This is a genomic window from Xanthomonas sp. NCPPB 1067 (assembly GCF_020783795.1).
Taxonomy (GTDB): domain Bacteria; phylum Pseudomonadota; class Gammaproteobacteria; order Xanthomonadales; family Xanthomonadaceae; genus Xanthomonas; species Xanthomonas melonis.
The window spans coordinates 25,560-47,336 of the sequence record NZ_JAJGQG010000001.1 but is presented as its reverse complement, the minus strand read 5'-3'; the positions used below and the strand labels follow the sequence as shown (position 1 = coordinate 47,336).

At 66.4% G+C, this 21,777-nt stretch carries 13 protein-coding genes and 1 other RNA gene; 6 read left to right on the top strand and 8 right to left on the bottom strand.

Annotated elements, in window-relative coordinates; genetic code table 11:
* Positions 1-61: 61 nt before the first annotated feature.
* The 4 genes from pelA to LL962_RS00160 all read right to left on the bottom strand — a co-directional run bounded on the left by pelA (position 62) and on the right by LL962_RS00160 (position 8,300).
* The gene (pelA, locus tag LL962_RS00175; RefSeq protein ID WP_228315451.1) at positions 62-1,090 is read right to left on the bottom strand and encodes a pectate lyase; all 1,029 of its coding nucleotides are present in this window, start codon (positions 1,088-1,090) and stop codon (positions 62-64) included.
* Positions 1,090-2,064, bottom strand: a complete 975-nt coding sequence (locus LL962_RS00170) for a pectinesterase family protein (protein WP_104588672.1) — start codon at positions 2,062-2,064, stop codon at positions 1,090-1,092. Before LL962_RS00170 ends, pelA begins: the two co-directional genes overlap by 1 nt.
* A gap of 12 nt (positions 2,065-2,076) precedes the next feature.
* The gene (locus LL962_RS00165) at positions 2,077-5,271 is read right to left on the bottom strand and encodes a TonB-dependent receptor (RefSeq protein WP_228315450.1); all 3,195 of its coding nucleotides are present in this window, start codon (positions 5,269-5,271) and stop codon (positions 2,077-2,079) included.
* A 245-nt stretch (positions 5,272-5,516) separates the two neighbouring features.
* On the bottom strand, positions 5,517-8,300 hold the full coding sequence (locus LL962_RS00160; RefSeq protein ID WP_228315449.1) for a TonB-dependent receptor: 2,784 nt from the start codon (positions 8,298-8,300) through the stop codon (positions 5,517-5,519).
* Between the two features lie 283 nt (positions 8,301-8,583).
* Between LL962_RS00160 and LL962_RS00155 the strand changes: the two genes are divergently transcribed.
* On the top strand, positions 8,584-9,606 hold the full coding sequence (locus tag LL962_RS00155) for a sugar kinase (protein ID WP_228315448.1): 1,023 nt from the start codon (positions 8,584-8,586) through the stop codon (positions 9,604-9,606).
* 372 nt (positions 9,607-9,978) lie between these two features.
* Here the strand turns inward: LL962_RS00155 and fabV are convergent, their stop codons facing one another.
* The gene (gene fabV, locus LL962_RS00150; protein ID WP_228315447.1) at positions 9,979-11,187 is read right to left on the bottom strand and encodes an enoyl-ACP reductase FabV; all 1,209 of its coding nucleotides are present in this window, start codon (positions 11,185-11,187) and stop codon (positions 9,979-9,981) included.
* A 283-nt stretch (positions 11,188-11,470) separates the two neighbouring features.
* Between fabV and LL962_RS00145 the strand changes: the two genes are divergently transcribed.
* From LL962_RS00145 to lldD, 5 genes are all read left to right on the top strand, one after another.
* Entirely contained in the window at positions 11,471-14,821 is a 3,351-nt protein-coding gene (locus LL962_RS00145) for an nSTAND1 domain-containing NTPase (protein ID WP_228315446.1), read from the top strand.
* Positions 14,818-15,228, top strand: a complete 411-nt coding sequence (locus LL962_RS00140) for a hypothetical protein (RefSeq protein ID WP_104588678.1) — start codon at positions 14,818-14,820, stop codon at positions 15,226-15,228. The genes LL962_RS00145 and LL962_RS00140 overlap by 4 nt, the downstream gene beginning before the upstream one ends.
* 62 nt (positions 15,229-15,290) lie before the next feature.
* A non-coding RNA gene (locus tag LL962_RS00135) (sX9 sRNA) lies at positions 15,291-15,366 on the top strand.
* An 851-nt stretch (positions 15,367-16,217) separates the two neighbouring features.
* Complete coding sequence (locus LL962_RS00130) at positions 16,218-16,544, top strand: hypothetical protein (RefSeq protein ID WP_228315445.1); 327 nt, start codon at positions 16,218-16,220, stop codon at positions 16,542-16,544.
* Positions 16,545-16,738: 194 nt separating this feature from the next.
* Positions 16,739-17,899: an FMN-dependent L-lactate dehydrogenase LldD gene (gene lldD, locus LL962_RS00125; RefSeq protein WP_104588681.1), complete on the top strand. Its 1,161-nt coding sequence runs from the start codon at positions 16,739-16,741 to the stop codon at positions 17,897-17,899.
* A gap of 184 nt (positions 17,900-18,083) precedes the next feature.
* Here the strand turns inward: lldD and ligD are convergent, their stop codons facing one another.
* Genes ligD through LL962_RS00110 form a run of 3 tightly spaced genes read right to left on the bottom strand, consistent with a single transcriptional unit; the run spans position 18,084 to position 21,631 of the window.
* Positions 18,084-20,276, bottom strand: a complete 2,193-nt coding sequence (ligD, locus tag LL962_RS00120; RefSeq protein ID WP_228315444.1) for a DNA ligase D — start codon at positions 20,274-20,276, stop codon at positions 18,084-18,086.
* Positions 20,277-20,279: 3 nt separating this feature from the next.
* Positions 20,280-21,233: a non-homologous end joining protein Ku gene (ku, locus tag LL962_RS00115; protein WP_104588683.1), complete on the bottom strand. Its 954-nt coding sequence runs from the start codon at positions 21,231-21,233 to the stop codon at positions 20,280-20,282.
* Entirely contained in the window at positions 21,233-21,631 is a 399-nt protein-coding gene (locus tag LL962_RS00110) for a hypothetical protein (protein ID WP_343237476.1), read from the bottom strand. The genes ku and LL962_RS00110 overlap by 1 nt, the downstream gene beginning before the upstream one ends.
* Between the last annotated feature and the right edge of the window lie 146 nt (positions 21,632-21,777).

Here is a 21,777-nt window from a genome sequence, read left to right as displayed (position 1 = left end):
CGTGCCTGCGTGCTGCGCGCGCCAGCCTGCGCCGCGTGCGGTGGTGCGATGGCTGCGTCCACTACAGCCCGTTTGCGGCCTTCCACTTGGGAATCTCGTCCTTCAACAACTTGTCCGGCCAGGTGCCGTGCCAGGCATAGCCCACACGGCGCTCGTTGGGCACCTGCATGTACTCGGTCAAGGCCTTGCCCTCACGATTGGCATACAGCGGACGTTGATTCTGCAGGTCGTAGAAGCGCGCCCACAAGGAGGCACCGGGTTGCGCGACCAGGATCACGTCCTTGCCGGTTTCCTGGGTGGGGTCGTCGATCTTCCTGGTGGCCACATCGCGCATGCGGTGGGTGTCGAACCAGGCACCGGCCGCCTGCACTGCGGTCTTGATCTTGGCCGAGGGGTTGGGCTGGCGCATCAAGAAGCGCACGATGCTGACCGACTCGCTCGAAGCCAGCGATGCCAGCTCGTACGCACGCGCCTTGGCCGGCTTGAGCGTGACCTCGTCGTACTGCGCGCCCCAGATGGTGAGCTTGCCGCCGATCTTGACCTGGGTGGCGAGGACGCATTCCACGCCCTTGGCCACCGCCTGGGTGGACTTAGCGCCGTGGCTGCCGCGCAGTTGCGCGCCGGTGTCGCCCTTGCCCTCGGCGATGTCCTGCAGCAGGTTGAGCACGCGCACCATCGCATCGTCGTTGTAGGTGATCTGATGGTGGTAGGACGACAGGTCCGGGTAGAACTGTGGCCAGCCGCCGTTGGCGTATTGCGCCTTGAGCAGATAGTCCACACCCCGGCGCGCGGCGGCGATGTACTTGGCGTTCTTCTCGTTCTTGAAGGCAGTGGCCAGGTATGTGATTTCGTACGTGGTCGCCTTGTTGTCGATGGTGGCGTCGTCCTTGCGGCCGGGCTTCTGCAGCTCGGCGATTTCCGCCGCACTGAAGGTGCGGGTGTAGTCGACGGCCACACCCTTGTAGTGCTTGGACCAGCCGCCCGACGCGGTCTGCAGCAGCAGCATGTTGTCGGCGATCTTGTCGGCCATGGCCGAGAGCGGAGCCAGCAGCAGCGCGCCGGTGAAGGCGAGAGTGGAGAACTTGATCATCAGAAGGGCTTCCAGTTGCCGAGGATGGTGGCGCGGTCCAGTGCGGCGGCCTGCGCGGCGGTGAGCTGGCGCGACCACTTCACGCGGCGCGACGGGTTGGCGCCGGCGCCGCTGCTCTGGTATTCGCTGTAGCGGGCAGTGGCTTCGTTGGCGGCGTTGCCCCAGTTGTTCCAACCTTCGGGCACGATGTGCTTGCCCAGCTGGCTGCTGATGAAGCTGACGCTGGCATACGGGCGCCACGGGCGGCCCAGGTGGACGCGCGAGACGCCGCTGGCGGCGGTGACGCGCGCATTACGGAACACGAAGCCACGGGCGGCTTCCTGCGGGGTGGAGGCGGCAGTGAGATAGCCATCGCCCAGCGAATGCAGCTGCACGTTTTCGAACAGCGCGGTGCCGGCGCCGAACACGAAGTCCACCGTGCCTTCGACATAGCAGTCGAGGAAGTACGACAGCTTGGCGCCGCGCAGGTACAGCGTGTCCTGGTAACCGAGGAAGCGCACGTTGCGGAACGCGGCGCGATCGCCATCCACGCGCACGGCCACCGCCTGGCCAACCGGGCCGGCGTGGTTGCCCAGGCTCAGCTGCTCGGCAGTGAAGTCGTTGCCGGCGATGATGACGCTGGACGAGCCCGAGGTGCCGTACTCCTTGCCGGTGGCCGGATTGATGCGCGAGGCATAGTTGTCGTAGGTGATGACGGTTTGCGTGGCACCGGCGCCGGTCAGCTTCAATGCGGGTGCATTGGCCGGAACCACGATCAGCTCCTGATACACACCGGCGCCCACCTTGATCTGCGCGCGTTTGCCGCCTTGCACGGCGGCATCGATGGCGGCCTGCACGGTGCGGTAGCCGGCATTGCCCTGCTTGGCCACGGTATAGACCGGGTCGGCAGCGAGGGCGATGCCACCGAGGGAGAGCCCCGCCGCCATGGCGGTGGCGGCAAGCGTACGTAACACGATCCTGCGATGCAGTTGCATGCGTTGCTCCTGTCAGAACTTGTAGCGCGCGCCGATGTAGTACTGACGCCCGGTCACGGTGTACTTGTCGGGCAGTTCCAGCGTGGAATCGACGTAGCGGCGGTCGGGGGTGTCGAGCAGGTTGATGGCCTCGAAGGTCAGCGACAGCTGGTCGCTGACCTTGTAGGACATGTTGAAATCGACGTTTTCAACACTGTATTTACCGGTGACATCGGCCGTGGCCAGGCGCCGACCGTCGAGGTCGTAGACGTCTTCCTGGGCCAGGATGTTGTTGATGTAGCCGTCGCGATAGCTGGTGGACACGCGCGCACTGAAGCGGCCGTCGTCGTAATAGACGGTGGCGTTGTAGGACTGCGGCGAGAGATTGAGCAGGTCGCGTTCGGTGGTGGTGGTGGTGATGCTGGTATTGCTGTTGCCGGCGGTGCTGAACAGGTAATCGATCTTGGAATCGACCTGGGTGTAGTTGAGCTGCACGCCGAAGTTGCGCCAGAACCCGGGCAGGAAATCGAAGGCCTGCTGATAGGTCAGCTCGAAGCCCCTGAGCGGGCCGCCGGGGGTATTGAAGTAGCTCTGGACGTTGAAGATGGTGTCCGGGGTGAAACCTGCGGGCAGCAGGTCCAGCGAATAGCCCATCGCCTCCCAGGTGGTGAGCACGCGGGTGCGCTGCACGTAGCTGTCGATGTCCTTGTAGAACACCGCCGCCGACAGCAGCGAGCCTTCGCGGAAATACCATTCGGCGCTGAGGTCGTAGTTCGTCGAGCGGAACGGATCGAGCTTGGGGTTGCCCAGGTTGATCGAGAAGAAGCGCCCGTCGTCGAAGTACTGGGTGGGGCCGCCGCTGACGCTGGGCGACAGATACGCCAGCGTTGGGCGCGCCATGGTCTTGGCCGCACCGAAGCGCAGCACCACCTCGTCGCTGACATCCCAGGACAGGTTCAACGAGGGCAGGATGTCGCGGTAGTTGTGGGTGACGGTGGTGGGCACCAGCAGGCGCTCGCCGGCAGCGGCGGTAGCGCTGGCCACGCCGAAGAACGACTGGCAGTTGGGCGAGATCGCACCGGCCACCGTGGCCGTACACGGCGCATAGCCGCTGGCGGCGATTTGCGTCTGCACATAGCGCACACCCAGGTTGCCGCGCAGCGCGCGGCCCAGCAGGTCGGTGTTGAAATCCAGCTGCAGGTAGGTGCCCAGGCTCTTTTCGTTGACGGCGAAGTTGTTGTTGGACGAGCCGAAGTGACCGACGTCGGCCATGCGGTAGTCACCGCCGGGCACACCGGTGTCGCAGTTGCAGTTGATGTTGAGCAGGTCGGCGACCTTCTGGAAATCCGGAATCACCCAGGTGGTGGGGAAGTTGCCGTTCAAGCTGCGGCCGAAACCGTCCAGTGTCTTGCTCAGATCGCCGACGCCCACCCCGGCCGGCAAGGCCTGCGACAGTCGGCCATAGGAGATGTTGCGCGACTCCGACGTGTCCATGTCGTAGTCCTTGTAGGCCAGGCCGGTGCGGAAGGTGAAGGTGGGATCGATGTTGAATTCCAGATCCACCTTGGCGGTGTCGAAGGTATTGCGCACCGACTGCGGGTTGAGCCGCACTTCGCTGATGTTGCTGCCGCGAGCGGTGCCGTTGCTGTTGACCGGCACCGCGCCGTAGCCCAGCCAGCGCCAGCTGTTGGTGTCGCCGGCGTCGAACGGGAAGCTCATGCTGGGGTAGTCGCCGCCACCGCGGCGGTCGAGCACGAAGCCGTCCAGGTTGGTGTTGTCGAAGCTCACCATCGAGAACTCGGGGCGTTCGTAATCCGAGGTCGAATGGCCGAGCAGCGCGTTGACGCGCACCTGATCGTTGAAGCGGTGCTGCAGGTCCAGGCTGAACTGCTTGAACTCGGTGGACTCTTCGATGTTGCTGGATTCGGTACGGAAGTCGACGTTGTCGAATACGCCGTAGGTGAGGCGGTTCTGCGCGTCCACCTGCGCCTGCCGCACCGCGATCTGGGTCTTGCCGCCGAAGTTGGCGGTGCGGTGCAGGTTGGCGCCGACCGAGTCCTCGCGCTGGTCCTTGTCCAGCTTGGAATACAGCATGTCGACGTTCAGCAGGGTGTCGTCGCTGAACTTGAACTGCAGCGCGCCGGTGACACCCAGCCGCTCCAGCTGGTGATCGGTGCGGATATAGCGCGGGTAACGCGGAATCCAGGCATCGGTGGCGGTTTCGTAGGCCTGGATGTTCTCCGGCGTATTGGCCGGGCGCGGGATGCCGGTACCGCAGGTGGTGGCGCTGATGCCGTAGCTGCCCCAGCCGTTGTTGCGGTCCTGGTTGGCCTGCGAGCCGACGCCGGCGCGGGTTTCGTTCGACAACGGGTTGCGCGGGGTCTGCGGGTTGTAGCCCACCGGCGAGCAGAAGCCGTAGGTGCCGTTGTTGGTGGCGGTGCTCTGGTTGGAGTTGCGGTAGTTGCCGTGCTCCCAGCGCACCGGGTTGTAGCCTTCCTCGCGCAGGTGGCGTTCGCTGTAGGACACCGACAGCAGGGCGCCCACACGGCCGTCGGCCCAGATGTTGCTGATCAGGCCGGAGAAACGCGGGTCGTTCTCGCGCGAGAGATCGTTGTAGCCGTACTGCGCGGAAGCGGCGGCCTCGAAACCATCGAAGTCGAACGGGCGCGAGCCGCGCAGGTCGACGGTGGCGCCCAGCGAGCCTTCGTCGGTCTGCGCCGACTGGGTCTTGCTGATGGTGACGCGGCTGAACAGTTCGGAGGCGAAGGTGTTGAAATCGAAACCGCGGCTGCGGTTGACGCCATCGCTGCCGCTGCCGGCAGTGGCCAGCGCTTCCAGCCCGTTGACGCGCACGCGGGTGAAGTCCGAGCCCAGGCCACGCACGGAGATCTGCTTGCCCTCGCCGCCTTCGCGATCGATCGACACGCCGGCGATGCGCTGCATCGATTCGGCCAGGTTCAGATCGGGGAACTTGCCGATGTCTTCGGCGTGGATGGCATCAACCTGCTCCACGCTGTAGCGCTTGGTGTCCAGCGACTGCTGCAGGCTTTCGCGATAGGTGGCCTTGACCTGCACGCGGTCCAGATCCACCGCATCGGTGGCCGCTGCCGGCGCGGTCTGCGCAACGGCGCTGGCCGCCTGCAGGGCCAGCACGATGGCGACCGACAGGCGGGCGGTGGACAAACGGGGGGCCGCCACACGGGCGGAATGGCGCGAACGGACATGCATGATGCGGCTCTCTCCATGGCACTGCTGCAATGACGCGCGCATGGCCTCCCCCGAGGCCACCGGTAACTGCATGACGCGGGCAGCGAACCTGCTGCGCGTCTGGCGAATGCGCGCGACGTGATGTGGGGCGCTCGAAACCTGTGCCCACCGCGCTGCCTGCGCACGTGGAATCGGGCGCAGGACGCAGACGCGATGGGGGATCGGAATGGGGCCCGCTGCGCATGCGCGCAGCGGGCGGACAACGGTCAGTACTTGTAACGCAGGCCCAGCAGGTACTGGCGACCGGTTTCGGCGTACTGCAGCGGCAGCTGGCCAGTGCGCGGCGAGGACACCCACTCGTCCTGGGCTTCGTTGGTGAGGTTGATGCCTTCCAGGCTCAGCTCCAGCTGCTTGCTGATCTTGTAGCGCAGCGAGGCATCGATCATGGTGGTGCCGGTCATGCCGTGCACGCCATCGACGTTGAAGCCGGCTTCCGCACCCGGTGCCTGGGTGAGGTAATCGTCGCGGTTGGTGGCCGAGATGCGGCCTGCGAAGGTATCGCCTTCGTAGAACAGCGTGGCATTCCACGACGAGCGCGACAGACCCAGCAGGTCGTTCTTCATCACCGGCGCGCCGGTGCTGGCCAGATACTGGATCTGCGAATCGACCCAGGTGTAGTTGAGCTGCACGCCCAGGTTGGCCCACTTGCCCGGCAGGAAGGTGAAAGGCTGGGTGTAGTTGGCTTCCACGCCCTTCAGTTCGCCGCCCGGGGTGTTGAGCGGGATGCTGAAGGCGAAGTCGTCGTTGACGCTGGCGCCGGTGCCGTCCAGCAACGAGGCCGGCAGGCCACTGCTGGAGTACGGGCGCACTTCGCGCGCTGTCTGGATGAAGCTTTCGATGTCCTTGTAGAACACGCCAACACCCAGCATCGCGCCTTCGTTGAAGTACCACTCCAGGCCGAGGTCGACGTTGGTGGCTTCGATCGGGTCCAGATCCGGGTTGCCGCCGGCCACGGTGCGCGCGCCGCCGGCCACCGCCACGGTGACGCCCGGGGTGAGGCTGCCCAGGCCGGGACGGCTCATGACCTTGGCCGCGCCCAGGCGCAGCAGCAGGTCCGGTGCCAGCTCGGCGACCAGGTTGAACGAGGGCAGCGTATTGCTGTACTTGCGGCCCACCGTGGTCAGCGCCGGTGCGTTGTTGATCAGCGCATAGCCGGTGGATTCCTGCTCGGTTTCCACATAGCGCACGCCGAAGTTACCCGACAGCGGAATGGAGCCCAGGTCGGTGGAGAACTCGCCCATCAACCACACGCCGCGATCCTTCTCTTCGACGCTGCGGCTGTTGTTGACGCGCGGCGCCACGGCGAAGGTACCGCTGTTGCTGTAGATGCCGAACTGGTTGGCCACCGCATCCAGGTTCGGTACCACCCAGTCCGCCGGGCTGCCGTTGATGCCCTTCAGGCCGGCCTGTTCGGTGAAGCTCACCGGCACGATCGGGGTACCGCCGGCGAAATTGGGCACGGCCAGTTCGTTGGCGCGGCGCAACTCGACCGTGTTGAAGCTGTAGTTCTTGGCCAGCACACCGCCCTTGAGGCGGAAGCCCGGGCTGATGTTCCAGTTGAAGTCGATCTGGCCGGTATCGAAATCGTTGTCCACCGACTGCGGACGCAGGCGGATTTCGGCCAGTTCCCAGCCATTGGGATCGGTCGGGTTGATGCCGTAGTTCAGCACCGGCGCGCGGCTGTTGCCGCGGTAGTCGTAGCTGTACCCATCGACATCGTACTTGTCCATGATGATGGTGGTCTGGATCGGGTTCTCGTGCGCCGAGCGCGAGGTACCCACCCGGGCATTCATGCTGAAGGCATCGTTGAAGCGATGCTCCACGTCGAAGCTGATCTGCCTGAACTCGGTGTTCCACTCGTCGTGGCGGTTTTCCGAGCGGATGTCGACGTTGTCGAACTCGCCGTAGACCAGCGCGTTGTTGCGGATCTCGCCATTGCGCACGATGGTGCCCGGCTTGCCGTCGCGCACCGGGCGACGCGGGGTGAGCCCGTCGCGGTTACGGCTGAAGGAGATCGCTTCGATATAGTGCTCGTCGCGCTTGGCATCGATCTTGGAATACAGCATGTCCAGCGACAGCGTGGTGCGGTCGGAGGGCTTCCATTGCAGTGCGCCGGTCACGCCCAGGCGCTGCTGGTCGTGGATCTGCTGGGTGTAGCGCGGGAAGCGCGGGTGATAGACATCGGCCGAGCGGGCGGCGGCGAACGGCGAGGCCGCGTTGAAGCCGCCGTTGCTGGTGCCGTTGGCCCAACGGCCGGTGTTGGCGCCTTCTTCCAGCACTTCGCGTTCGGTGAACGCCACCGAGAGCAGCGCGCCGAAGGTGTTGTCGGCCCAGGTATTGGCGATCAACGCGGCCACACGCGGGTTGGCCTTCTCGGCCATGGCGTTGTAGGCGGCCTGGCCGCTGGCGGCGAAAGTGAAGCCGTCGTAGTCGAACGGGCGCGCGGTGCGCAGATCGACGGTGGCGCCCAGCGAGCCTTCCTCCACATCGGCCGAGGCCGTCTTGCGCGCGATCAGCTGCGAGAACAGGTCCGAAGCGAACACATTGAAGTCGAAGCCGCGGCCGCGGTTGGTGCCGCCGCTCTGGTCGCCGGCGCCCACGGTGGTGAGCGCTTCCATGCCATTGATGCGCACGCGGGTGAACTCCGGGCCCAGGCCGCGCACCGAGATGGCGCGGCCTTCACCGGCTTCGCGGGTGATCACCACGCCGGGAATGCGCTGCAGCGACTCGGCCAGGTTGAGATCGGGGAACTTGCCGATGTCTTCAGCGACGATGGCATCGACCACGCCGGCTTCGCCGCGCTTGATGTCCAGGGCCTTTTCCACGCTGGCGCGGTAGCCGGTCACCGTAACGGTGTCCAGGTCCACGGCGGGCTCGGCAGGTGATTGGGCGGCGGTGTCTTGCGCGAGCGCGTGGCCGCTCAGCGCCAGGCCGATCGACAATGCCAGCAAGGTAACCGGTGTCTTCCGGCTGGTGGTCCGAAATTGCATGTCCTCCCCTCCCAAGGGTCCATGAACAATGTGAAATGTGGGGTGTGCGCGGCTAATGACACCGCTAGTCAAAAAGACGTTACCAGCTGAATCGCCGTTCAACATCTTGCAGCGCAGCAGAAATGCGTCCGGATTTCGCCGAAATGGTGCGAAGTCGGTCGCGGCATCCCGCATCATGGGTCTCGCCGGCTCCGATCTGCGGGGGCTAGAATGACACCGATGGTCATCGTTATGCATCACGGTCGCCTGGCCGTGACGCTTCACCCAGCCGAGGTATTGCCGCATGAGTCGAGCCCGCTTCCTGTGTTTTGGAGAGTTGCTGCTGCGCCTGGGAGCGCCCGGCCACGAACTGCTGCTGCAGCAACCGCGACTGGACGTGCACTGCGGTGGTGCAGAGGCCAACGTCGGCGTGTCGCTCGCGCACTTCGGCCACGAGGTGGCCATGGTGAGCACGGTCGCGGACAACCCGCTGGGTGCGGCGGTGCTGGGCGAACTACGCCGCCATGCGGTGGACACCCGCGACGTGCGGCGCGTGGATGGCCGCATGGGCTTGTACTTTTTGACCACCGGGGCGATCCACCGCCCCAGCGAAGTGGTCTACGACCGCGCCGATTCGGCGTTTGCGCTGGCGCCCGCCGATGCCTACGACTGGCCGCGCCTGCTCGAGGGCGCGCAGTGGCTGCACCTGTCGGGCGTGAGCCCGGCGCTGGGTGCGGAGGTGGCGCAGGCCACGCTGGCAGCCGCGCGCGCGGCGCGTGCGGCCGGGGTCAAGGTTTCCTTCGACGGCAATTACCGGCCCAAGCTGTGGCAACGCTGGCAGGGCGATGCGCGCGGCATCCTGCATCAGCTGTTCGCCTGTGCGGATGTGGTGTTCGCCGATTACCGCGACATCGGCGTGGTGCTGGGTGGCGAGTTCGCGCAGGACACGCTGGAAGCGCGCGTTGAAGCGGCTGCGCAACAGGCCTTCGCTGCCTTCCCGCAGCTGCAGCTGATGGCATGCACGCAACGCGTGGCGCATAACGTGGACCACCACAGCCTGGGCGCGATGCTGGTGCCGCGCGAAGGCGCCGTGGCGCGTGCGCCCAGCGAGGAACTGACCCCGATCATCGACCGTATCGGCGGTGGCGATGCGTTTGCGGCCGGCGTGCTGCACGGCCTGATCGAAGGCTGGCCGCTGGAAGACACGGTGCGCTTCGGCCTGGCCGCCGGTTGCCTGAAGCATTCGATTCCCGGCGATTTCAATCCACTGTCGGTGGCCGATGTGCAGGCCTGCGTGGGCGATGCGCGATTCGATGTGAAGCGCTGACGCGCTGGGATTGGGGAATCGGGATTGGGAAAGCGGCGCGTGCTGCGCGTGTCTCTCCCTTCTCCCCTCGGGAGAAGGTGCCCGAAGGGCGGATGAGGGTACGGAGGCCGCAGCTCTGCAGCCGCCTAGCGCGCGCGGCTGGTGCGGGGAATCCTCCTGGATAACGCAGACGTTGCGCCTCGGCGGGAACCACCACTCCCCCTCCCAGCCTGCGCCATGTCAGCGTATGGTCACACAGCTCGCCGTAGGACCGAGCACCGACACTTATGGAAACGGCCGGTATCTCTACCGGCCGTTCTCGAGTGCATCAGCGCGGAAACTCGCAGCGCCAGGCGCTCGCTCCTGCGAATCCCCAATCCCCAATCCCGGCAGTCAATCCAACTCGATGCAATCGAAGCTGACGTCCGTTGCCACATCGGCGTCGTAATCCACATCGGCGCGTTCGAAGCCGAACAGCTTGAGGAACTCGTGCTTGTAGCCGGCGTAGTCGGTGAGCTGGAACAGGTTTTCGGTGGTGACCTGCGGCCACAACGCCTTGCAGGCGTTCTGCACGTCGTCGCGCAGTTCCCAGTCGTCCAGGCGCAGGCGATTTTCGTCATCCACCTCGGCCGGCTGGCCGTCTTCGCGGTAGAGGCGTTCGCGGAACAGGCGGTCCAGCTGCTCGATGGTGCCTTCGTGCAGGCCCTTTTCCTTCATGATCTTGTAGACCATGGAGATGTACAGCGGCATCACCGGGATGGCCGCACTGGCCTGGGTCACCACCGATTTGAGCACGGCGACATTGGCACTGCCACCGCGCTTGGCCAGGCGCGCGTTCAGGCGCTGCGCGGTGTGGTCCAGATCCACCTTGGCCTTGCCGAGTGCGCCGTGCCAGTAGATCGGCCAGGTGATCTCGGTGCCGATGTAGCTGAAGGCCACGCTGCGCGCGCCATCGGCGAGCACACCCGCGCCGTCGAGCGCATCGATCCACAGTTCCCAGTCCTGCCCGCCCATCACGGTGACCGTGTCTTCGATCTCCTGTTCGGTAGCCGGCTCGATCGAGGCCTGGATGATGGTGTCCTTGTTGGTGTCGATCGCGGTGGCGGTATAGGTCTGGCCGATCGGCTTGAGCGCCGAGCGCTTCACTTCGCCGCTGCCCGGCAGCTTGCGTACCGGCGAGGCCAGCGAATACACCACCAGATCCACCTGGCCGCCCATCTCGGTCTTGATCAGCTCGATGACCTTGGCGCGCGCGGCGTCGGAGAACGCATCGCCGTTGATCGACCTGCTGTACAGGCCGGCGGCCTTGGCATGGCTATCGAACGCGGCGGAGTTGTACCAGCCGGCGGTACCGGCCTTGGTGGCGGTGCCGGGCTTTTCGAAGAACACGCCCAGCGTGTCGGCACCGAAGCCGAAGGCGGCGGTGATGCGCGAGGCCAGGCCGTAGCCGCTGGACGCGCCGATCACCAGCACCTTCTTCGGCCCGTCGTTGCGCACGCCGCGCGCGCGCGTGGCGGCGATCTGTTCGAGCACATTGCGCTCGCAACCAAGCGGATGCGTGGTCGTGCAGATGAAACCGCGCACTTTGGGATGGATGATCAACGTGGACTCCTGGTCGGCAAGATGCTGGCGGCATCTTAGTGCGTGTGGCGCGCGCGAAACAGCCTGATGCGCAACACACGCTGCTGTATGGATGCAGGGACAGGCCGCCGGCCGCGGCAGCGTTCGCACCACCATGGCCCAGCCACGCCGCCGGAAACAGCGACCCCAATCGAAGTCCGCCAGCGCCGGCTATGCTACGTTTTCGCCCTGCCGTGCCGTGCCTGGCCGCGCCTGTTGGCGATCGTCGAGGCCCCTTCCAGCTGTACGACCGGTGTTTGACTGCATGTCCCTTCGTAGCGAGCGCGTCACGCAACTTGGCTCGGTGCCACGGTTCCGCCTGGGCGCGTTGCTGGTGGAACCGGAACGGCTGGTGGTGATCGACGGCGGCCAGACCACCGCGCTGGAACCGCGCATGATGGAGGTGCTGATCGCGCTGGCCGAGCGCGCCGGCGAAGTGGTCAGTGCCGAGCAATTGCTGATCGAGGTCTGGCACGGCAGCTTCTACGGCGACAATCCGGTGCACAAGACCATCGCCCAGCTACGCCGCAAGCTCGGCGACGACAGCCGGCAGCCGCGCTTCATCGAAACCATCCGCAAGCGCGGGTACCGGCTGTTGCCGAAGGTGGTGTTTCCCGAGGACTATCGCGGCGCGCTGCCGGGCACGCAGAGTTGGAGCCACGGCAGCCCGTATGTGGGGCTGCAGGCGTTCGACCCGGCGCATGCGCAGGTGTTCTTCGGACGCAGCCATGCGATCGCCCAGGTCGCGGCGGCGCTGCGTGCGCAGTTGCACAGCCGGCGCGGGCTGGTGCTGCTCAGTGGCGCCAGCGGCTGCGGCAAGACCTCGTTGCTGCGCGCCGGCGTGGTGCCGCTGCTGACCCAGCCGGGCGGGCTGGATGGGTTGGAAGCGCTGGCGGTGGCGTCCTGCAACCTGGCGCAGTGCCGCGGCGGCGATGTGCTGGCCACCGTGGCGCGTGCGCTCGGTGACTGGGAACCGGGCCAGCGCGCGGTGTTTTCGCCGGCGCAGATGGCACGGCTGCCGGACTGGCTGCAGCATCCCGCTCCCTTGCATGCCGCCATTGCCGAGGCGATGCGTCACGCCGCGCCGGCACGCGAAGGCGCACCGGCACAGCGGCACCTGCTCCTGGTGATCGACCATGCCGAGGCGATGGTGGCCACGCCCGGCATCACCGATGCCGACCGCGCCGCGCTGGCTGCGGCCTTGCGGGCCCTGTGCGGCAGCGCGCACGTGGCGGTGCTGGTGCTGGCACGCAGCGACTTCTATCCGCGCCTGATCGATGCGGTGCCCGACATCGTCGAGCTCAAGCACGGCGATGGGCATGTGGACCTGCTGCCGCCGCGCGATGGCGAGATCGCCCAGATCATCCGCGTGCCCGCCGCAATGGCCGGGCTACGCTTCGAGCAGGACCGCGACAGCGCCAGCCACCTGGACGATGTACTGCGCGATGCCACCGCGCGCCAGCCCGACGCCCTGCCGCTGCTGCAGCACCTGTTGCATGCGCTGCATGCGCAACGCAGCGACGACGGCCTGCTCACCTTTGCGGCCTACCGCGCGCTGGGCGGGCTGGAAGGCGCACTGGCGCATCACGCCGAGCGCACCTTCGGCGCATTGCCGGCCGATGCACAGGCGGCGTTGGGCCAGGTGCTGACCCTGCTGAGCGTGATCCACCCCGACAGCGACGCAGTGACCGCGCGGCGTGCGCTGTGGTCGGCGCTGCCCGATGCAAGCGGCGCGCGCGCGCTGGTGGATGCCTTCGTACAGGCGCGCCTGTTCGTCAGCGAGCTGGTGGCCGGCGAGCCCGGGTTCGCGGTGGCGCACGAAGCGCTGCTGCGGCAGTGGCCGCGCGCCACCGAGTGGATCCATGAGAACCGCCGCCTGCTGCAGGCACGCAAGCGGCTGCAACTGGCCGCGCAACGCTGGGCAGCCGAGGGCAGGCGCAACGATCACCTGCTCAACAGCGGACGCCCGCTGAGCGAGGCGCGCGAGGCGGCACGGCGCATGCCGCAGGATCTGCAGGCCACCGAGCTGGCGTTCCTGCGGGCCTGCGAGCGTTCCCGGCAGCGCCGCAGCGGTCTGTATACCGCCGCTGCCGCGTTGCTGGTGATGCTGGCCAGCGCCTCGCTGCTGCTGGGATGGCGCGCACGGCAGGCACAGCAGGTGGCAGAAGAACGCCGCGACCAGGCCCAGCAGCTGGTGAGCTACATGCTGGGCGATCTGGCCGAGCAGTTGCGCACCGTGGGCAATCTCAAGCTGCTCGACAGCGTGGGCAGCCGTGCGCTGAGGTATCTGGAAGATCTGCCCAGCACGCGCATGCACACCGGCGATTTGATCAACCACGCACGCGCCCTGCGGACCACCGGCGAAGTGTTGATGAATCAGGGCAAGCTGGATGAGGCGCATGCGGCATTTACGCGGGCTGCCGCTGTCGCCGAACAGGCGCGTGCGCGTGCGCCCGATACAGTGGATGCATACGCAGAGACAGGCCAGACGGCGTATTGGCTGGGCAACATGGCCTACCGCACCAAGCGGTTCGCAGTGGCGCGAGCGCAATGGCAGCGGTACCTGGCTGCCAGCGAGTGGCTGGCCCGCAGCAAGCCGGACGATCCGCATTGGCAGCTGGAACTGTCCTACGCGCTGAACAACATGGGCATGCTTGCCACGACCCAGGGCGATACCTCCACGGCGATCGGCTTCTTTGCGCGTGACATCGCGCTCAAACGGGCGCTTACCGCGCGCAGTCCGGATAACGTATCGCTGCGCTACGAATTGGTCGACAGTCTGTCGGGACTGAGCCTGGCACAGGAGAACCAGGGATTGCTGGCACCTGCCGAGCAGGGCTACCGCGAGCAGATTGCGCTGCTGCGCGTGCTGGTGGGCAAGGATCCGCAGGCGCATGCCTGGCAGCGCCGCCTGGCCGGCGCGTTGCTTCGCGCCTCCAACCTGGCGCTGGCACGTGGCCGCCTGCAGCAGGCGCAAGCCGATGCGCAGGACAGCCTGCGCCTGCTGCAGCCATTGGCAGCGCTGCAGCCGGACAATCTCCCCTGGCAGCGCGATCTGGCGCACGCTTATGCACAGGCCGGCTGGGTCGCTGCGCTGGACGGGCACCCCGAGCAGGCCACGCAGCATCTGGCGCAGGCCCACCAGACGATGGCCGAGTTGCTCCAGCAGGCCGAGCCGCTGCCGGAATGGCAATGGCTGGACGCCATCATCGTGTTGCGCCAGCAGCGATTGCGCGCAACACACGCCGCGCCGGGCGCGCAGGATTTCGCTTCGATCATTGCGCGGCTGGATGGCTTGCACCGCGCCAAACCCGATGAAGTGCTCGGGCGTGCAGCATTGGCCCAGGCGCTGGTCTGGGATGGGGAACAGCGCGCTGCGACCGGCGATGACGCTGGCGCACGTGGCGCCTGGCTGCGCGCGGCGGCAGTGCTCGGCAGCGATGCAGTCAACAGCCGCGACAAGACCCTGCTCGACCCCTGGATCCATGCCCAGGTGCACCTGGGTCGACGCACCGCCGTTACGCAACAGCTCGGATGGCTGTATCAAGCGGGCTACCGCCACCCGGAGTTCGTCTCCCTCTATGCCCCGCTTTTCAAGGAAAAGGACAAGTCATGACTGAATTGATCACGAAGGAAAAAGGCAAGGCCAAGTCGACCGTGGTCGTCACCTTGACCGTGGCGCGCGTGGAATTCGGCGGCAATACCGGGAAAGGCGAGTACTTCTACAGCTTTTCGCCGGATCTTCTGCTGGTGGGCAAGGGACAGCAGGACGTGACCCTGCTATACCGCTTCGACGACGAGGTTCCCTATCAGTTCCGCATCCGCAGCCTGCTCAGTTCGGATGCGCATGACCAGATCAAGAAGCCGCACATTGCCGAGGACGGGCGCAGCGTCTCGGTCGTCAACCGCAACAACAAGGCGACCTTGATCTTCTTTACCGTGATCATCGAGGACGAAAAGCGCAAGCTGCTCTTCAGTTGCGACCCACAGGTCGGCAACGATCCGCAAATCTCGCCCAAATAAGAACGGCTGACAAAACGACTGCGCTCCCCGCCAGTCGGGCGCGGCCGGTGCTCGGGATCGGCGTGTACCACACGTACACTCCGGTTCCTGCGCGCCGTCCACACCCACCTGACGACCGCTCGCGACGTTCTGTCAGCCGCTCCAAGTCGACGCGGTATCTGCCTGACGGTTCTCCGCCAGGCAGCCTCCGCGACAGGCAGTGCGACAACAGGGCAACGCTTCTGTCGGTCGTTGCCAGGCAACTTCAGCAGGACATCACTCCGCGACCAGCTCGGGGTTTCGGCTGGAAGCAACACCTGGCCGGAGCCGGTCGGCGTGGTGACTGAAAGTGAGGTCATCTGACCGCGTGCCACTGCAGGGATCGAGACCATCGTCATCACCGCGACCCGTGTCTGTCACGCCCGGGGGGCACAGGCGCATCGGCATCGGGCGGACCGCGTGATCCAGCTGAAACGCGCGCCGGCCAGGCCCCCCTGCACCGCCGCTCGCCACGACCATCCATAGATCCCGGGTCGCGCTCGACCGTCTCACCCTAGGTCAGCAGCGCGGCCTGGGTCCAGCTGGCCGGCAATTCCGCCTGGGTGGGCGCCACCCAGGCGCTGGTGGACAGCACGACGATCAGCACAACGAGGACCCGGATCAGGCGCATGACGAACTCCGCAGCGGACCGGAGCGCCGCGCGTCCCCGAGCGGCTCCATCGGCCGCGCAAGGACCATCGTCCAGGGGCCGGGATGTGACCTGACGGCAACCTTACGGTTGTGGGCAGATTACTGCAGGGTGCCAAAAATCCTTGTAAAACAATCAGTTGTTTTTTGTCCAGGAAAACACAAGACGTCCCTGGCGGACGCCATCCGCCAGGGACTGCCGTTCAGCGCACGATCTTCTTGCAGTCGTTCAAGGTGCTGGTCGCGTTCTTCAGCGCGATCGCATGCCCTGACTGGCCCAGCTTGATCTTGCGAATTACCTCGGCCAGCGCAACGGCCCGTTCGTGAAGGGCTACAGCGCGTTCGGCGAGGACGGAACCCAGGCAGTGTTCGGCGAGAAGGGCTTCTTCGGCCTGCTCAAGACCGGCATGTACGTGGGCTACAAGCCGACCTTCACCATCACCACCAGCAAAGCGTCCTTCAGCAAGTTCTCCGAGAAGTTCAAGGCCTCGACCGGGCTGCGCATCGGGCCGTTCACCTTCGAGGCCGAGGGCGGCAGCGAGAAGGCCGGCTGGAGCCTGAGCGAGTCCGGGCAGAGCTTCACCGGGACCACGACCTCCGACCAGCCGCTGATCATCGGGATCGCGATCTCCAAGCTGCCGCCGGAGTGATCGATCGCACGTGGGCCGGCGCGCCTTGCGGGGCGTGCCGGCATTGCGCTGCGGCCCTGTCCCGCCGCCACTGCGAGAAGGTCGCCGCAGCGATCGTCGCGGTACCGCACGGCGCGGTACCGAGCGCCGGATGACCCACCCGCCCTACCGATCGCCTTACACTCGGCGGCTCCCCCGCTCCCGCCTCGTCTTCGATGATCATTTCCGCCGCTTCCGACTACCGCGCCGCTGCGCAAGCACGCTTGCCGCCCTTCCTGTTCCATTACATCGATGGCGGCGCGTACGCCGAGCACACCTTGCGGCGCAATGTGTCGGACCTGGCCGATATCGCGCTGCGCCAGCGGGTGCTGCGCAACATGTCCGACCTGAGCCTGAGCACCGAGCTGTTCGGCGAAACCCTGGCGATGCCGGTGGCGTTGGCACCGGTGGGGCTGACCGGCATGTACGCACGCCGCGGCGAAGTGCAGGCCGCCCGCGCGGCGGCGGCGCGCGGCATTGCGTTCACCCTGTCCACGGTGTCGGTCTGCCCGATCGAGGAAGTGGCGCCGGCGATCGAACGGCCGATGTGGTTCCAGCTGTACGTGTTGAAGGACCGCGGCTTCATGCGCAATGCGCTGGAGCGCGCCAAGGCGGCGGGTGTGACCACGCTGGTGTTCACCGTGGACATGCCCACGCCGGGCGCGCGCTACCGCGATGCGCATTCGGGCATGAGCGGGCCGAACGCCTCGCTGCGGCGCATGCTGCAGGCGGTGACGCACCCACGCTGGGCCTGGGATGTGGGCCTGCTCGGCAAGCCGCACGACCTGGGCAATATCTCGGCCTATCGTGGCAGCCCCACCGGACTGCAGGACTACATCGGCTGGCTGGCGGCCAATTTCGATCCGTCGATCTCGTGGAAGGATCTGGAGTGGATTCGCGAGTTCTGGACCGGACCGATGCTGATCAAGGGGATCCTGGACCCGGACGATGCCCGCGATGCGGTGCGCTTCGGTGCCGACGGCATCGTGGTCTCCAACCATGGTGGGCGCCAGCTGGACGGCGTGCTGTCCAGCGCGCGCGCGCTGCCGGCGATTGCCGATGCGGTGAAGGGGCAGCTGAAGATCCTGGCCGACTCGGGCATCCGCAGCGGTCTGGACGTGGTGCGCATGCTCGCGCTCGGCGCCGACGCGGTGTTGCTGGGCCGCGCTTTCGTCTACGCGCTGGCGGCGGGCGGGCAGGCCGGTGTGGAGAACCTGCTGACCCTGATCGAACGCGAGATGCGCGTGGCAATGACGCTGACCGGCGCACGCTCCATCGCCGAGATCAGCGGCGATACCTTGAGCCGGGTGACGCGCGAGGCGGCGGTGTCGCTTTGATTCGGGATTCGGCAGAGCATCGCGCATTCCGGCTGCGAAGTTTGCTGTCTGGGGAAGCCGTTAAACAGACGCAACCCATAGCACGATCGATGCCGCAGTCTGTGTAGCAGCGCGCCGAAGTGCGACCGGACCTTACCGGAAGGCCGTCGCGTGCAGGCACGCTCCTACGGGGTATGCGGTGCCATCAGGATGCCGTGTTCCCGGCAGCGCGCTCTGTGCCTGGCAGCTCGCCGGGCAGAGACTGCTTGCGCGTCAGTACGCTGGCCCAGGGGTGACTGCGCTGGCGCCTGGCACGCTGCCGGGCCTTGTCCATCGAAAATGCATCCGGCCCGGCGAGCTTGCCCAGCTCTTCCCAGCGCAGCGGCACCGCCACGGTGGCCTTCTCGCGCGCGCGCAGCGACCACGAACACACACTGGTATTGCCGCGCCCGTTGCGCAGCCAGTCGATAAAGATCACGCCTTCGCGCTTGGCCTTGCTCATGGTCGCCACATAGCGCTCCGGCGCCTGCGTGGCAAGCGCCTGCGCAAAGGCTTCGCAAAAATCGCGCGCCTGCTCCCAGCTCGCTGTGGGCACGATCGGCACCACCACGTGCAGGCCCTTGCCGCCAGACAGGCGCACCGCGCTTTCCAGCCCGGCTGCGCGCAGCTTGCTGCGGATCTCGCGCGCGGCAGCCACGACCTCCTTCCAGGCAACGCCGTCGCCGGGATCCAGATCGAACACCAGCCGGTCCGGGTACTCCGGGTCGTCGATGCGCGATCCCCATGGATGCAGCTCCAGCGTGTTCATCTGCACCAGCTCGAGCAGGCCGGCTACATCTTCGATGTACAGGTAGTCCTCCCTGCCGCTTTTCTGCCGGAGCGCAATCGCCTCGATATGCGCACCCAGCTGGCGGCCCTGATGCTTCTGAAAGAAGCAGTCGCCGCCGACGCCATCGGGGCAGCGCAGCAGCGACAGCGGCCGCCGTGCGATCTCTGCCAGCACCAGCGGCGCCACTGCGCGGTAGTACCCGGCCACATCGCCCTTGCTGATGCCCAAGGCGGGAAACACCACACGTTCGGGATGGGTGATGGTGACGCCATCGGTCGACGTGGATGTGGATATGGACCCGGCGGACCTGGATGCCTTCGCTTTGGCTGTCGCGATCGTCTTCGATGCCGTCGACCGTACGCGTTGGCTGGTGGTCCTGGTGGATGCTTCCACTGTCGTTCTGGAGGTCTGCTTCGTCGCCGCCTTGCGTGCGAGCGCGGTGGCCTTGGTCACGACACTGCTCCGACGTGCAGCACGCGGCTTGCCCGGCGCGACCCGGTCGCCTCCCAGCTCGTCGATCGGCTTGTCCTCGCGCAGGCGCTTGAATGCGGCCTGCCGCAGCAGGCCCTGACTGGCCCAGCCACGAAAGGCGACCTCGGCGATCAACACCGGCCGCACCCAACGTACATCGCGTGGTTGCCCGTGAACGTGCGCAGGCAGGGAAACGGTGGGGGTGTCGCTGTGCAGGGCCTGCAGTTGTGCGGTGATGTGCGCCAGCAACGCCGCATCGAAGCCGGTGCCGACACGGCCGACGTAGCGCAGCGACTGCCCATCCTTGTCGGCCAGCAGCAATGCGCCGAAGCCGCTGCGCGCGCCCTTCGGTTCGGTATAACCCACCACCACGAACTCGTCGCTGTCGGCGTGCTTGGTCTTGACCCAGTCCGCGCTGCGCCCGCCCTGATGGCGCGCATCGATCCGCTTGCTGACGATGCCCTCCCACCCTTTGCCGGCGCTGGCGGCGAACACGTCCGGGCCGCGCCCGATCACATGGTCGCTATAGGCCAGGATGCCCGGCGCCTCGCCCAGTAGCGCGCGCAGCAACTGCTTGCGTTGCAGCAGCGGTGTCTCGCGCAGATCCACGCCCGCCACGCCGAGCAGATCGAACACGATGTAGCGCAGCGTGCGCTGGGCACTGCCGTCGAGCGCCGCCTGCAATGCCGAAAAATCGCTGCGCCCCTGCTCATCCAGCACCACTAGCTCGCCATCCAGCCGCACATCGCGCACGGGCAACGCCCGGACCGCGTCGGCCACCTCGGAGAACCGGTCGGTCCAGGCCTGATCGTTACGCGAGCGCAACTGCACCTTGCCGTCGATCAGATCGGCCAGCACACGGTATCCGTCCCACTTGATCTCGTGCAGCCATGCATCGCCATCCGGCGCCTGGTCGCGCAACAGCGTCAGCTGCGCACGCAAGCCGCCAGGGCAGACGCGGTCGCGGGCGTTGTCCAGCGCCAGCACGCGGGCGTGCCAGCGTTGTTCGTCGGTCTTGTGCCCTGCAGGCCGCAGCGGTTCTGCCGTGTCCGCAGGGTGGAGCCCGCGGCGCCGGGCGACTGGCTTGCGCGCGGCCATCGGCTACCCGGCCTTGCGGCGCGGTGCGGATTTTGCCGCCGTCTTCTTGGCCGCCTTGCCTGCGGTCTTGCGGGTGGCCTTCTTCGTCGCCTTCTTGGTACCGGCCTTTTTCGCCGCCGGGGCGGAAGGCGCTGCACCGGCCTTCTTGGCTGGCGTGCGCGTGTTGGCCTGCAGGCTCTTCTGCAGCAGCGACATGAAATCCACCACGTTGGTGGTGGCGTCTTCCCGTTGCGGCGGCTCGCTGTCCACCCTGGTGGTGCCGCCTTTTTCCTGGATACGCTTGCGCAGGATCTTTTCCAGCTTGCCGCGGAATTCGTCGTGATAGTCCTCCGGCTGCCAGGTGCCGGACATCGACTCGATCAACTGCCTGGCCATTTCCTGCTCCTTGGGCGTGATGCGGTAGTCGCCCACCGCGCCGGCCGGCAGTTTGTAGTCCTGCGGGTCCACCACTTCCTGCTGGTAGCGCAGCAGCAGCAGGATCAAGGCATCGCCCTGCGGCATCACCGCGGCCAGGTATTCGCGGGTGCGAATGACCACCTTGGCGATGCCGACCTTGGCGGTGTCGCGCAAGGTTTCGCGCAGCAGCACGTAGCCTTTCTCCGCCTTCTTGCCCGGCACCAGGATGTAAGGCTTTTCGAAATAGCGTGGGTCGATGTCGGCGGCATCGACGAAGGTTTCCACCTCCACCGTCTCATGGCTTTCCGGTGCCGCCGAACGGATGTCCTGCTCCTCGACGATGACATAGCTGCCCTTGTCGTATTCGAATGCCTTGACGATCTCCTTCCAGGGCACCTCGTCGCCGGTCTCGGCATTGACGCGTTCGAAGCGGATGGGCTTCTTGTCGCGTGAGTCGAGCATGCGGAAATGCAGGTCGACCTTGCGCTCGCCGGACATCAGCGACACCGGCACGTTCAGCAGGCCAAAGGACAGCGTGCCGGTCCAGATCGGCCGCGCCATCAGTGCGCCGCCCCATGAATGGCCGCATCGGGAATATGGTCCAGCGCCAGCCAGGCGTCCTCGACAATGTTGCGCACATGTGCCCAGTCGAGCCGGGAGGCGCCGCGCATGCTTTCCCATTGCGCCGCCAACGCCTTTTCGCAGTACGCATCGGCGCCACGTGGCCAATCGGCGGCGTGGGTGATGCGCGCGAACGCGTAGGCCGGGCAGAGATCGCGCCAGGTCGGCCCGCCGCGGCGACGGCGGCGCTGATAATCGGCACGGCTGTAACAGCGGAAATCCTGCGCGATGCCCGCGGTCTCGTGCGCGGCCCGCCGGCGCGGCAACGGTGGCGATGACGTGGGATCGGCATGGGCACGGAACAGGCGTCGATCGGGGCGGCGATCCTGGGGGCGCATGGGTCTGCTCCACGGCAATGCATCGGGGGCCACAGGAGTAACGCCGGAACCGTGAGCCATGCGTGAGAAATCCGCATGCATTGCGCGATTTGCGTGCCCTTCACCGGCGCGACGGTGAACTGGGCGCCTGTCCAATCAGGAGTTCT